The organism is Burkholderia orbicola, from assembly GCF_900100915.1.
Lineage (GTDB): Bacteria > Pseudomonadota > Gammaproteobacteria > Burkholderiales > Burkholderiaceae > Burkholderia > Burkholderia orbicola.
This window is the reverse complement of the sequence record NZ_FNKW01000002.1, coordinates 2279902-2293472: the sequence shown is the minus strand read 5'-3', so window position 1 is coordinate 2293472 and position 13571 is coordinate 2279902. Positions and strand designations below refer to the sequence as shown.

Here is a 13571-nt window from a genome sequence, read left to right as displayed (position 1 = left end):
CCGTCCGGCACGCGGCGCGTAATCGAGCGGTTACTGCTGCGCCCGAGCCGGCTTGACCCTCGCACGCCGGCCCCCGCCCATCGCTCAGCTCAATCGGCGAGCCGGCAATGCGCGAGCTTCAACCCCGGCAGCACCGGCGCATCGATATAGCCTTCGTTCACGCAACTGAACCGGAACGCCGACGACGTGACGAACGGCTTGATCTCGCCGCCGGGGAATTTCGGCTTCAGCGCATCCTGGTCGGCCACGTCGAAATGCGTGTCGAACTGCTCACCGTCGGCCGTCAGCGCGCCGAAGTACGTGCCGCCCGGGTCGCTGCCCATCCGGATCACGGCGCCGACGAACGTGAGGCGCTTGCCGTCGTACTTCGTCTTCGCGGCGGCCATGTCCTGCGTATAGGCCTCGATCACGGCACCGTAGTGCGCGTCGATCGCGGGTTCGGCGTTCGAAGCCGCACAGGCGGCCTGCTGAACGCCCGCCAGCAGCGCGCAGGCCGCCAGCGCGGCCGCCGCGAACGGCGCGGAAATCTTCTTCATGGGGGGTCTCCCGTCTAGCGTGGTGGTTGAAATGATCGAAGCCCGGCGCGATGCCGATTGAATGCGCTTGCGTCGCTCTAATCGTTCGAACGGCGGTACACGGCTGCGATCACTTCATCGCCCGCACGCGCGTGCGCGGTGCGTGGCGTCGCGCTAAACGCGACGGGACAGGAAGATGACATGGTGCGGCCCCCGGCTCTCTCGTTGAATTTCACTGCGTCTGATTTTGGCCGCTACGGTAGCAGACGGCCGACAGCCCGGCAACCGAGCGCCGCCGGCCGCCCCATTACAATTGCAAACGATTCTCATTACATATATCATGCGCACGCTGATCCCACCGCAACACTGCCACCCGCAACACGATCCTTAGCATTCCTCTTCCTGCATCGATTCATGCCATCCCGTCGAACGCCCTGCCGCGCCCGGACCTTGCATCCGTGGCGCATACCCCTGCCTGCCCTGCTCACCCTGTGCGTCGCGAGCGGCGCGCACGCGGCCGGCGCCGACCCCGTTGCGCCCGCGCCCGCCGCCGCGCCGGCCGCCGAACACGAACTCCCGGCCATCAGCATCAACGCATCGGCCGCCGTCGATCCGACGATCGGCTATCAGCCGCGCACGACCAGCATCGCGGGCGGCGACGCCCGGGCGCTGAAGGAGATCCCGCAATCGGTCGCGGTGGTCAGCAGCAGCGTGATGCAGGACCAGCAGGCGCGCTCGCTCGACGACGTGCTCGGCAACATCAGCGGCGTCACGCAGACCAACACGCTCGGCGGCACGCGCGACGCGTTCATCAAGCGCGGCTTCGGATCGAACAACGACGGCTCGGTGCTGGTCGACGGCGTGCGCACGCCGGTGCTGCACAGCTATCTCGCGACGATCGATCGCGTCGAAGTACTGAAGGGCCCCGCTTCGCTGCTGTACGGGATGCAGGACCCAGGCGGCGTGATCAACCTCGTCACGCGCAAGCCGGAAGACACGTTCGGCGGCTCGATCTCCGCATCGCGCACGAACCACGGCGGCAGCAACGCGCAGTTCGACCTCACGGGGCCGCTCGGCAAGCCCGGCCAGATCGCGGGCGGCACGCTCGCCTTCCGGCTGACCGGCGAATACGACACGAGCCGCTACTGGCGCAGCTTCGGCCGCGAACGCAACGCGCTGATCGCGCCCGCGCTGTCGTGGCACGACGCGAACACGTCGATCGACGTCAGCTACCAGTACGTCGACTACACGATGCCGTTCGACCGCGGCACCGTGCTCGTGAACGGCCAGCTCGACGAGGCACTGCGCTATCGCCGCTACGAGGAAGCGTGGTCGCAAAGCAGCGGCATCCAGGAAACGCTGCGGACACGCATCGAGCACCGCTTCTCCGATGCATGGCGCATGCGCGCGACTTACGGTTGGGGCCGCGACCGCTACGACCAGTTCATCACCCGCGCCACCGCGTTCAACAGCAGAACCGGCGCGCTGACGCGCTCGTCCGATGCGAACCTCGGGCGCAACGATTCCGACCAGATCGCGACGCTCGGCCTACTCGGCAACGTGACGCTCGCGGGGATGCAGCACGCGATCTACGTCGGCGGCGAATACGAGCGACAGCGCAGCTTCCGCGGCGACACGATCCGCGGCAAGGCGACGACGGGCTTCAATCTCTACGATCCCGTGTACGGCCTGCTCGCGCCGGGTGGCATACCCAACGCGAAGCAGAGCGATTCGCGCTCGGTCGTGCATGCGTATTCGACGATCGTGCAGGATTCGGTGAAGATCACCGACCGCCTCACCGCGGTAGGCGGGCTGCGCTGGGAAAACTGGCAACAGGAATCGGGGATGGGCCGGCCGTTCGTGTTCGCCGACCGCTCGCGCGGCAGCGTCTGGCTGCCGCAGTTCGGGCTCGCGTATGCGCTCACGCCGGCGCTCACCGCCTATGCGAACGTGAGCCGCTCGTTCAAGCCGAACGTCGCGTCGAACGTCGCGGCGCCACTCGCGCCGGAATACGGCCGCGTGCTCGAGGCCGGGCTGAAGTTCAGCCTGAAGCCCGCGATCACGGGCACGCTCGCCGTGTACCAGATCGACAAGCGCAACGTCGCGGTCACGGTCGGCGACCTCACATCGACGATCGGCACCGCGCGCTCGCGCGGGATCGAGCTCGACGTGGCCGGGCAGATCACGCGCCACCTGAGCGTGATCGGCAGCTATGCGTATACAAACGCGAACGATCGTGACAGCAACACGCCGCTCGTCAACGTCGCGCGCCACACGGGCAGCCTGTTCGCGGTATACGACACGGCCATCGCGAACCTGCCCGGGCGCTGGCGCTTCGGCGGCGGCGCGCGTCTCGTCGGCGCCCGCTCCGGCGACACGGCGAACAGCTTCACGCTGCCCGGCTACGTGAGCGTCGACGCGTTCGCGGCGTACGAAACGACGATCGGCAAGTTCCCGACCCGCTTCCAGCTGAACGTGAAGAACCTGTTCGACAAGACCTACTATCCGTCGAGCAACAGCAACCTGATCGTCGCGGTCGGCGAGCCGCGGCTCGTCACGCTGACGACCACGGTATCGTTCTGACGCCCCGGCGCGCTCACGGACGCCAGCGATACACGACGATGCTCGACCCGTTGTAGTTGTCCTTCGTGATCACGTACTCGCCGGTCGAACGCAGGTACGCGCGCACGCCGTACATCGAGTCGACGTCGTTGCCGACGTCCATCGCCGACGGGTTCGAATTCGTCAGCGTCGTGACGAGCGCGCCGGTGTTCAGGTCGTATATGTCGATGTTCGGCACCGTGTGCACATAGCCGACGAACAGGTAGTGGCCGGCCGCCGCGATCGATTTCGGGTTCGCGCTCGTCAGGTTGATCACCGGGTTCGGCGCACTCGTGTTGCCGTTCTTCCACCCGTGATAAACCTCGATGTGCCCGTTCATCGCGGTCCAGTCCCAGTTGCCCGCGAGGCCCTGCGCCAGGATCATCGTGTCGCTGTCGGCCTGGTAGATGATGCGCGTGACGGGCGCTACGCTGCTCGGCACGGCGGTCGTCACCGGCTTGCCCCACGACGGCTTGCCGGTCGCGTCGAAGCCCGTCATCGGGTAGCGCGTGATCACGTTGGAGCCGTTCAGGCCGGCCCACACGTCGCCGTTGCCGTCGATGTCGAAACCGGCCGTCACCTGCAGCGTCGTGTTGAACGGCTTGCCGGGCAGCGAACCGGCCGGAATCGCGATGTAGCCGCTCGCGGTGTTGAAGTAGTAGAAGTTGAAGTTGCCCGGGTTCTGGCCCGACGCGACGAGGATCCGGTTGCCGCCGACGCTCACGAGCTGCCCGAAGTGCTGGCCGCGCTGATAGTCGTTCATGTCGAGGCGCGGGTCTTTCGGGTAGGTGAACGGGTCGACCGTGTTCGCGACGAACGTGCCGCCCGCCGTGCCCGTATATATGTTGTTGCCGCTGTAGAACAACGTCCCGTCCGTCACCGGATCGGGCGCGGCGATTCCCTCGAAGTTCAGCGCCTGCAGCTTCCATTGCAGCGTGCCGACCGGGCTGTACGCATGCAGATCGGTGCTGCCGTTGCGGCCGAGATCCCAGCCGCCGCCCCAGGCGTTGTTCAGCACGTACAGGTTGCCGGCCGCATCCTTGCCGAGCGCCGCGACGCGCGTGAAGCGCTTGTCGCCGACCTGCCCCTTGATGCCCGTGGTCGTATCGAGATAGCCGCCCTGCACGCCGAACGTGCCGACCTGCACCGGCAGCCCGGGCAGCCCGCCGTATAGCTTGATGTTCATGTCGGGCCCTTCGTCGCCCACCATCAACCGGCCCATCGACGCATCGAAGTACAGCGACGCCGGCCGCGCGCCGGCCGCCATCTGGAGCGTGTTCATCGCCGTACCGGTCGGGCTGAACTGCGCGACGACGCCCGCGCTCTTGCGCGCGACCCACAGGTTGCCGGCCGCGTCGAGCGCCAGCGCGCCGGGGCCCGTGACGCCGATGTCGCGCTGCCACACGCCATCGGTCGTATAGACGCGCACGCGGTTGCCGTAGAAATCGCTCACGTACAGCAGGTTGCCGCCCGTCGCGAGACCCGTGATCACGTCCGCATACTGGATGCCCGTCCACGTGCTGACCGGAATGCGCAGGTCGCGCTGGTTCGTGCTCCGGTTGTAGCGGCCCACCGAGCCGCTGCCGAACGTGCGGTTGTAGCCGAGCGCGACGAACAGCGACGTCGAATTGCCCGTGATCGCGCCGCCATGGAATTCGTCGTGGATGCCGATCGTGCCGAGCGGCTGGCCGTTCTGGTAGATCGCGACGCCGCCCGCGTTCTCGTCCCAGCGCGACGCCGTGTAGATCACGCCTTCGGGCGCGACCCACATCGAGCGCGCGCCGTTGCCGACGTGCGAGGTCAGCGTGCCGTACGTGTTCGCGAGCCAGTCGGTCGAGTATTGCGCCTGCGCGTAGCTAGCCGGCGCCAGCATCGCCATGCACACGATCAGCAACGCCGCGCGGATTTGTTTCATTGACATGAATAATGCTCCCAGACGAACAATGATCGACACTGTAAATCGCGGCGCATGAAATATTGGTGATTCCGGTAAATCCGCATTCGCCGTTTCATCGAATTATTCACTCCACGCGTTTTGCCGTCCGGCGCTTTTTCGTCAACGATCGCAAAATCTCCGAAACCGCGCCACGACAGCCTGCCAGCCACGCGGTTTCAGCGCATTTCCCGGCATTTTGTTCCGGGTCATTCAATGCGAATACGTCATTTTTTCTGATATGACCGCATTGCATTTTCATTCCCCGGAAGTCACTTCGATTATTACAAATCGAAATCAAAATGAAAGAGAAAAAATATTGTCCTGCGCGATCGGTTTTTTGCGATTTCGCGCATGGAAGGCAGAGCGGGAGGGAAAGGGGGAATACGGAGGGGGAAAACCGCGCACCGGCCGTACCGGCACGCGGCGGCGATCGTTCAGTTCGCCGGGTCGAACGTCGGGCCGTCCCAGCCGTCGACGTATTTCGGCAGCGTATCGACGATGTCGATCACGCGTTGCCGGTGGAACAGTGCATCGTCGGCTGCGGACGAGCATGCCGACAACGGGGCCCGCATCGGCTGCGAGCCCCGTTGCACGCGCAACGACTGCTGCGTCAGAACTTCTGGCGCAGCCCGAGGCTCACGATCGCCTGCGACCGCGAATCGGACGAATGGCCGTTCGCCTTGTCGGACACCGACGCGGTCGCGTCCACCGGCCGGCCGAGCGCGTCGAGCGTCGTGCCGGACGCATGCTGGTACGCGCCGAGCAGGTACACGCTGGTGCGCTTCGACAGGTCGTAGACCGCGCCGAGCGTGACGTTGTGATACTGCGCGCGGTTGTCGATGCCGTCGACGTCGCTGCCGCGCGTGTAGCTGTAGCCCGCGAACAGCTGCGTCTGCGGCTGCACGTTCCAGCGCGTGAACACGCCCGCGACGTTGAACGTCGCGTGGCCGCTGAACAGCGACTGCGCGCCGCCGCGGTACTGCACGTTGCTGTAGTTCACGCCGACGACGGCCGGGCCGAAGTCGTACGTCGCGCCGGTCGCGATCACCTGCTGCGACTGCGCGCTCGCATAGCCTTCGTTGATCGACGAATTGAACAGCCCGTCGTCGGTGCTCTGCCACTTGCCCGCCGTCGGGTCGGTCGCGCCCTTCTTGCTGTTGTCCGAACGCTCGTAACCGACGCCCACGCGCAGCGGGCCTGCTGCGTATGCGGCGCCGACGCTCCACGTGTTGCGCTGCTTCATGCTCCCCGGCTGGCCGCCGAAGCCGTACAGCGCGCCGAACGTGAAGCCCGAGTAGTTCGCGCTCGTGTACTTGATCGAGCTGTCGACGCGCGCGGTCTGGTCGAGATCGTCGATGTCGCCCGGGTGCGCGCCGAAGCCGCCGATGAACGACGACGGGCCGACCGGGCTCACGAAATCGTCGAGCGACGTGTACTGGCGGCCGAGCGTGACCGTGCCGTAGCGGTCGCTGCCGACGCCGACGAACGCCTGCCGGCCGAACTGGCGGCCGCCCTGGCCGGACGTGCCGTTGGTGATGTCGAAGCCGTTCTCGAGGACGAACAGCGCGCGCATTCCGCCGCCGAGATCCTCGGAACCCTTGATGCCCCAGCGGCTGCCGGACAGGTTGCCGGTCGTGAGCCCGACGCTCGAATGCCCGGTGTACGCGCCCGCCGAGCCGACCCGTTCGTTGCTGCGATAGGTCACGCCCGCATCGACGATGCCGTACAGCGTGACGGAGCTTTGCGCGGCGGCGACACCCGCGAGCGAGAGCAGCAGCGGCGCTGCGATCAGTTGCTTGTTCATGGTTTTATGTCTCCGGGCGGTGAACCCGTTGTTCTGGCTGGCTGTTTGCGAGTAGCGCGCGCGGGCGCCGACATCCGCCGGCGGTGCGAGACCGGCGACGTCCGCGCGCGACGACGCGGCGGGCATGCCCGCTGCGGCCGGTATGGTAGTTGGAACCGGTTCCGTTCCAAAGCGGAATAATGACAACAGTTTCTTGTCAAAATTGAGATAGTCGGGGCGCGGCCATGGTCACGGCTGCCGCGCCTGTACAGCGCGAGGCGACGCGGACGATAATCGGCTGCGCGCTTTCCACCGGGAGCTTCTTCATGCATGAAACGACCCTGCTGATCTTCGCCGCCGTCGCGTTCGTCGGCATCGCGACACCCGGCCCGACCGTGCTGCTCGCGCTGACCAACGGCTCGCGCTACGGCGTGCGCCGCGCGGCGTTCGGTTTCGCGGGCGCGATGCTGTCCGACTTCGTGCTGATCGTCGCAGTCGCGCTCGGCCTCGGCGCGCTGCTGATGGCGTCGGCGTTCTGGTTCTCGGTCGTGAAATGGCTCGGCGCCGCGTACCTCGCGTATGTCGGCATCCGGCTGCTGATGTCGAAGGGAGCGCTCGACGTCGCGGCCGCGCAGCGCGGCACGGCCTCCGGACGCAACGCATCGATCTTCGCGAAAAGCTTCCTGACCGCGGTGACGAACCCGAAGGGCTATCTGTTCTTCTCCGCGTTCCTGCCGCAGTTCCTCGATCCGCTGGCGCCGCTCGCGCCGCAGTACGTCGCGCTCGCGGTCACGTTCGCGCTGCTCGACGGCGCGGTGATGTTCGGCTACGCGCTGCTCGGCGCACGCGCGGTGCGGCTGCTGAAGCGCTCGGGCGCGCTGTGGCTCGAACGCACATGCGGGGCGATGCTGCTCGCGCTCGCCGGTTCGCTGGCGCTGTACCGGCGCCATGCCGCGTAGGCGCCGGGCTCGATGAAAATCGCCGCACCGCCCCGCGCCGGTTTCCCCGGCCTGTCGCTCAGGCAACTCGAACGCGCGGATCTCGACGCGTGGTACGCCTACCTGTCGAACCCCAACGTTTTCCGTCACACGAGCTGGAACCTGCGCTCGCCCGACGATCTGTTGCCGATGTTCGACAACATCGAATCGACCGATCCGGATTCGATCCGGCGTCTCGCGATCGTCGACACCGCGTCGGGCGCGCTCGCCGGGACGGTCGGGCTGCATACGGTGTCCACCGTCAACCGCTCGGCGGAGATCGCGTACGACCTCGCGCCGTCGCACTGGGGGCGGGGCATCGCGAGCGCGGTGTGCGAAGCCGTCACCGCGTGGGCGTTCACGCACGGCGGCTTCATGCGCATGCAGGCGGTCGTGCTGACCAGCAACGCGGGCTCCGCGCGCGTGCTGCAGAAGTGCGGCTACCGCTACGAAGGGTTGCTGCGCGCCTACAAGATGGTGCGCGGCACGCCGGGCGATTTCGCGATGTACGCCCGCCTCGCGACCGACTGACGTGCCCGCCGCGGCATCGCGCGCCGATGCCGTGAAGCGATTGCACGACCCGATTGCACGACCCGCGTCGAATTGGCGACAATCGCCACTCCCCTCATCGACTTGCCGCCATGAAAATCGCCGCGCTGTCCGACATCCACGGCAACCTCGCCGCGCTCGACGCGGTGCTCGACGATGTCCGCCGCCGCGGCGCCGACGTGATCGTCAATCTCGGCGACATCGTGTCCGGCGCGCTCCATCCAGCCGAAACGGCCGACCGCCTGATCGCGCTCGACCTGCCGACCATCAAGGGCAATCACGAGCGGCAACTGCTGACGCTCGATCGCGACGCGATGCGGCTGTCCGATCGCTGGGCGCACGACACGCTGCGCGCCGACCATCGCGCCTGGATCGCCGCGCTGCCCGAACGCCTGACGCTCGACGGCGACGTGCTGATGGTGCACGGCACGCCCGCCAGCGATCTCGTCTACTTCCTCGAAACGGTCACGCCCGACGGCTGCCGCGCGGCCACGCCCGATGAAGTCGCGCAGCGCGCGGGCGACACGGCGGCCTCGCTGATCCTGTGCGGCCACACGCATGTGCCGCGCACCGCGAAGCTCGACGACGGCCGGCTGATCGTCAATCCGGGCAGCGTCGGGTTGCAGGCGTATGCGGACGACCTGCCGCATCCGCACCGGATCGAGACGGGCTCGCCGCATGCCCGCTACGCGATGGTGTCGCGCACCGCCGCCGGCTGGAACGTCGAATTCCATGCGGTCGAATACGACTGGCACACGGCCGCCGCCATCGCGGCGTCGCGCGGTCGCGACGACTGGACCGTCGCGCTGCGCACCGGCCGCTGCTGACGCGCTCGCGCCGCTCGCCATCCCGCTTCGCCTCGACTACCGGAACACCAACACGCCATGCCCGCTCCATCGCAATTGCTCTTCCTGCCCGGCGCATCGGGCAGCACCGCGTTCTGGCAACCGCTGGCCGGCATGCTCACGCATCCGGCCGAGCGGCGGATCGTCGCCTACCCGGGCTTCGGCGACACGCCGCGCGATCCGGCCGTCGACGATTTCGACGGTCTCGTGCGTCATGTGCTCGCAAGCGTCGACCGGCCGACCGCCGTGATCGCGCAATCGATGGGCGGCGTAATCGCGATGCGCGCGGCGCTCGACAAGCCGGATCTGGTCACGCATCTCGTGCTGACGGTCACGTCCGGCGGCCTCGACATGGCCGGGCTCGGCGCGCAGGACTGGCGCGCCGGCTTCGCCGAAGCGAACCCGCGGTTGCCGGACTGGTTCATGACGTTTCGTGCGGACCTGTCGCAGGACATCGGCCGTATCGCGCAGCCGACGCTGCTGCTGTGGGGCGACGACGATCCGATCAGCCCGGTCGCGGCCGGCCGGCGCCTGCTCGAACGGCTGCCCGATGCGCGGTTGCACGTCGTGCCGGGCGGCCGGCACGATCTCGCGGCCGTGCATGCGCAAGCGCTCGCGCCGCTCGTCGACGCGCATCTGCAACGCGTGTGACGCCGCACCCATTGCACACATCGCACGGTTCGGCACGCACCTGAAGCCGCGACGCGCGCGCGACGCGTCGCATCATCCCGCGTTCCTCAGCGTTAGCCTCGCCTCGAGGCCGCCGCCGTCGGCCCGGTTGTTCAGCGTGAGCGTGCCGCCCATCGCGAGCGCGAGCTGCTTCGCGATCGCAAGCCCGAGCCCCGTGCCGCCCGTCTCGCGATTGCGCGATGTCTCCACCCGCCGGAACGGCTCGAACACCGCATCGAGCTGATCGTCCGGAATGCCGGGCCCACGATCGAGCACCGCGATCACCGCGCCGCCGTCCGGCGCCGCCTGCACGTCGATCTCGGCCGCACCCGCGAACTTCAGTGCGTTGTCGACGAGGTTGCCGACGATGCGGCGCAGCGCCTTCGGCCGCGTGACGAGCGCGAGCGGCGCGCGGCTGTGCAGCGCGACGTCCTGCCCCGCATCCGTGTAGTCGTACACGATGCTGTCGAGCAGCGCATCGAGATCGATGCGGCGCGCGGCTTCCTCGGTGCCGTGCAGCGTGCGCGCATACGCGACGCCCTCCTTCACCAGATGCTCCATCTCGAGCAGGTCCTGGCGCAGCTTCGCGCCCTGCGTGTCGTCGTCCATCACGTCGACGCGCAGCCGCATCCGCGTGATCGGCGTCTGCAGATCGTGCGAGATCGACGCGAGGATCTGCATGCGCTCGGCCATGTACTGCGCGATACGGTCCTGCATCGCGTTGAAGGCCCGTGCGGCGCGCGCGACTTCCGACGGCCCGTCTTCGTTCAGCCGCTCGCCCTTCAGGTCGGGGCCGAGCGCGTCGGCGGCCTGCGCGAGCTGCTTGAGCGGCCGCGTCGCGAGCCGCACCGCGAGCCAGCAGCACGCAGCCAGCATCGCGAGCTGCACCACGAGCACGGCCGGCAGCCAGCCCGACAGGGGCACCGTCGACATCGGATGAATGTCGATCGTCAGCGGCGATCCGTCGGTCAGCCGCAGATGCACCTGCAGATGTTCGCGGTCGCCGGGAATCGAATTCGCGGTCAGCGGATAGTCGCCGCCGATGCCGTCCGAGATCGAGCGCTCGACGCGCGCCGACAGCCGCGCTTCCGGCGGCGTGCCGGTTTGGCCCGGCCCGAGGATGAACGCATAGCTGCGCCGCGCGAGGCGCGGCAGCCATGCGGTGCGCTCGGCAGGCGGCAGATGGTCGAGCAACGCGACCGAGCTGGCGACCTCGCGCTCGATGTAGCCCATCATCAGGTTCGTGGTCGCCTGGTCGCGCTCGGTTACGGTGAGCCAGAACGACAGCGTCTGCGCGAGCGCGAGGCCCACGCACAGGATCAGCGCGAGCCGCGCGAACAGCGAACGCGGCCAGTGCCACGGCGGGCGCGCGCTCATGGCGTACCGTCGACGGCGGTCACGGCCGACGAGAACACGTAGCCCTCGTTACGCAGCGTCTTGATGTAGCGCGGCTCGCGCGCGCCGTCGCGCAGGCGCTGGCGCAGCCGGCTCACGAGCAGGTCGATCGAGCGGTCGAACGGGTCGGACTGGCGCCCTTGCGTGAGGTTGAGCAACTGGTCGCGCGTCAGCACGCGCTGCGGGTTGTCGAGGAACACGCGCAGCAGCCGGTATTCGGCGCCGCTCAGCGCGACCAGCGTGCCTTCGGTGTCCAGCAGATGGCGCCCGGTCGTGTCGAGCTGCCATTCGCCGAACGCGAGCAGCGCGGCCGTTTCCGTCACCTGCATGCCGGGCGGCAGCATGCGCGCGCGGCGCAGCACCGAGCGGATTCGCGCGAGCAGCTCGCGCACCGCGAACGGCTTGGCCAGGTAGTCGTCGGCGCCCATCTCGAGGCCGATGATGCGATCGGTTTCTTCGCCGCGCGCGGTCAGCATCAGCACCGGCACCGTGCGGAACTTGCCGGCGCGCAGGTCGCGGCACAGCGTCAAGCCATCCTCGCCGGGCAGCATCAGGTCGAGGACGATCAGGTCGGGCGCGCCGTCGTCCAATGCGTTGCGCATCTCGCGGCCGTTCGCGGCCAGCGACACGCGCATGCCGTTCTTTTCCAGGTAGTCCGCGATCAGTTCGCGAATCGCGCGATCGTCGTCGACGATCAGCACGTGGTCGATCTTGTCCATGAGTCGTTGCCGGTATCGGTGTCGGGGTTCGGGCGGGGCGATGTCCGCTGTTATACCGCACGGCGGGCACGCGTTTGTATCCCAATGTATCGCGCCAGCATGGCGACACACAACGTTGCACACGCGCGGCGGGCCGGACACATCGCAGATACGTCGGCGCCGCCTAATGGGGCCTGTCGAAACCCGTCGGGCCGCCGCCCTCGCGCCGCGGCCCGCAAAGATCAGGAGAACGCCATGCTGCCCCGCCTCAAGACCGCCGCCCTCGTCATCGCCCTCGCCGCCACGGCGGGGCTCGCCGCCTTCGCCGGCACCCGCGACGACGCGGGCGTGCAGGCATCGCCGGCCGGCATGACGGCGCCCGCTTTCACCGGCATCGACCGCTGGCACAACAGCGCGCCGCTGACGCTCGACCAGTTGCGCGGCAAGGTCGTGCTCGTCGATTTCTGGACGTACTCGTGCATCAACTGCATTCATACGATTCCGTACGTGAACGACTGGTATCGGAAATATCGCGACCAGGGGCTCGTCGTGGTCGGCGTGCATACGCCGGAATATCCGTTCGAACGCGACGCGAAGAACGTCGCCGATGCGATCAAGCGCTTCGATATCCGCTATCCGGTCGCGCAGGACAACCGCTACGACACGTGGCGCGCGTACGGCAACCAGTACTGGCCCGCGCTGTACCTGATCGATGCGAACGGCAAGATCGTCTATACGCGTTATGGCGAAGGCGGGTACGACAAGACGGAGGCGGCGATTCGGGGGGCGCTGGCGCAGGCGGGAGAAGGGGCGAAGGGTTCGACGCGCACGCAGTGACCTGGGCGGCGAGCGAGCTCGATACTCGCTCGCGTCACGCGCTCATTCGCGCTTCGCGTCGGCCTCCGCCAGCATCGCTTCCCCGATCGCGAGATGACCTTGCGCGACCAGCCCTTCGCCCGCTCCGCGAATATCGGCCTCGGCCTTGTTCTGCCCGAGCTTGCGCTTGCCGACGAGCCGCGTGATCTCGATCTGCAGCCCGACGATCGCTTGCAGCATCGTGTCGATGTAGTCCGGCGGCGCGTCGCCCATTTTCCACGGCACCGGCTGCGACGCCTCGTGCGTGCGCGTCAGCCGTGCGACCACGCCGCGCACGAACTTCTCGTCGTCGCGCACCGTGATGCGGCCGTGCGCATGCACGACCCGGTAGTTCCACGTCGGCACCTGCCGATGCGCGACGTGCTTGCTCGGATACCAGTTCGGCGAGATGTATGCGTCGCCGGCGCGGAAGATCACGAGCACCTCGTCGCCGTCCGCGACGTCCTGCCAGACCGGGTTCGCCCGCGCGACGTGCGCGTGCAGTTCGCCGAGCCCGCCGTCGCCGGGCATCAGTTCGAACGGAATGTGGTTCGCGTCGAGCCCGCGCTTGCCGTGCGTGATCAGGCTGCCGAACGGATGCTGCACGATCAGCTCACGCAGCGCGTCGGGGTTGGGTTCGTTGAAATCGGCGGGGACGTACATGTCGGCTCCACGGTCGTGCGGGGTAGGAAATGGCGCGGGTGCTAGCCCGTCATGGTTCGATTGTGATCTCAAACTGGTTTATCCT

13 protein-coding genes are annotated in these 13571 nt (G+C 67.7%); 6 read left to right on the top strand and 7 right to left on the bottom strand.

Going from position 1 to position 13571, the window contains the following annotated elements; all coding sequences use genetic code 11:
- Positions 1–89: 89 nt before the first annotated feature.
- On the bottom strand, positions 90–536 hold the full coding sequence (locus BLS50_RS27205) for a hypothetical protein (protein ID WP_074805545.1): 447 nt from the start codon (positions 534–536) through the stop codon (positions 90–92).
- Positions 537–929: 393 nt separating this feature from the next.
- On the opposite strand from BLS50_RS27205, the gene BLS50_RS27200 reads away from it, so the two are divergent.
- Positions 930–3098, top strand: coding sequence for a TonB-dependent siderophore receptor (locus BLS50_RS27200; RefSeq protein ID WP_074805542.1), 2169 nt, complete (start codon positions 930–932; stop codon positions 3096–3098).
- A gap of 13 nt (positions 3099–3111) precedes the next feature.
- Here the strand turns inward: BLS50_RS27200 and BLS50_RS27195 are convergent, their stop codons facing one another.
- From BLS50_RS27195 to BLS50_RS27190, 3 genes are all read right to left on the bottom strand, one after another.
- A complete protein-coding gene (locus tag BLS50_RS27195; RefSeq protein ID WP_074805540.1) occupies positions 3112–5037 on the bottom strand; it encodes an NHL repeat-containing protein in 1926 nt (641 codons plus the stop codon).
- A 449-nt stretch (positions 5038–5486) separates the two neighbouring features.
- Positions 5487–5645: a hypothetical protein gene (locus BLS50_RS36430; RefSeq protein WP_249185241.1), complete on the bottom strand. Its 159-nt coding sequence runs from the start codon at positions 5643–5645 to the stop codon at positions 5487–5489.
- Positions 5646–5662: 17 nt separating this feature from the next.
- Positions 5663–6856 (bottom strand): porin, encoded by a 1194-nt coding sequence (locus BLS50_RS27190; RefSeq protein ID WP_023475705.1) that lies wholly within the window; start codon positions 6854–6856, stop codon positions 5663–5665.
- A 305-nt stretch (positions 6857–7161) separates the two neighbouring features.
- On the opposite strand from BLS50_RS27190, the gene BLS50_RS27180 reads away from it, so the two are divergent.
- From BLS50_RS27180 to BLS50_RS27165, 4 genes are all read left to right on the top strand, one after another.
- Positions 7162–7794 (top strand): LysE family translocator, encoded by a 633-nt coding sequence (locus tag BLS50_RS27180; protein ID WP_027809677.1) that lies wholly within the window; start codon positions 7162–7164, stop codon positions 7792–7794.
- 12 nt (positions 7795–7806) lie between these two features.
- Positions 7807–8343: a GNAT family N-acetyltransferase gene (locus BLS50_RS27175; protein WP_074805536.1), complete on the top strand. Its 537-nt coding sequence runs from the start codon at positions 7807–7809 to the stop codon at positions 8341–8343.
- A gap of 110 nt (positions 8344–8453) precedes the next feature.
- A complete protein-coding gene (locus BLS50_RS27170) occupies positions 8454–9188 on the top strand; it encodes a metallophosphoesterase family protein (RefSeq protein ID WP_074805533.1) in 735 nt (244 codons plus the stop codon).
- A gap of 57 nt (positions 9189–9245) precedes the next feature.
- On the top strand, positions 9246–9857 hold the full coding sequence (locus BLS50_RS27165; RefSeq protein ID WP_074805530.1) for an alpha/beta fold hydrolase: 612 nt from the start codon (positions 9246–9248) through the stop codon (positions 9855–9857).
- A gap of 72 nt (positions 9858–9929) precedes the next feature.
- On the opposite strand, the gene BLS50_RS27160 is transcribed toward BLS50_RS27165, so the two are convergent.
- Positions 9930–11252: an ATP-binding protein gene (locus BLS50_RS27160; RefSeq protein ID WP_074805527.1), complete on the bottom strand. Its 1323-nt coding sequence runs from the start codon at positions 11250–11252 to the stop codon at positions 9930–9932.
- Positions 11249–11989 (bottom strand): response regulator, encoded by a 741-nt coding sequence (locus BLS50_RS27155; protein WP_006480534.1) that lies wholly within the window; start codon positions 11987–11989, stop codon positions 11249–11251. Before BLS50_RS27155 ends, BLS50_RS27160 begins: the two co-directional genes overlap by 4 nt.
- A gap of 234 nt (positions 11990–12223) precedes the next feature.
- Here BLS50_RS27155 and BLS50_RS27150 point away from each other — a divergent pair, with 234 nt between their 5' ends.
- Complete coding sequence (locus tag BLS50_RS27150; protein ID WP_074805524.1) at positions 12224–12805, top strand: thioredoxin family protein; 582 nt, start codon at positions 12224–12226, stop codon at positions 12803–12805.
- Positions 12806–12847: 42 nt separating this feature from the next.
- On the opposite strand, the gene BLS50_RS27145 is transcribed toward BLS50_RS27150, so the two are convergent.
- Positions 12848–13486, bottom strand: a complete 639-nt coding sequence (locus tag BLS50_RS27145; RefSeq protein ID WP_074805520.1) for an FMN-binding negative transcriptional regulator — start codon at positions 13484–13486, stop codon at positions 12848–12850.
- Positions 13487–13571: the final 85 nt, after the last annotated feature.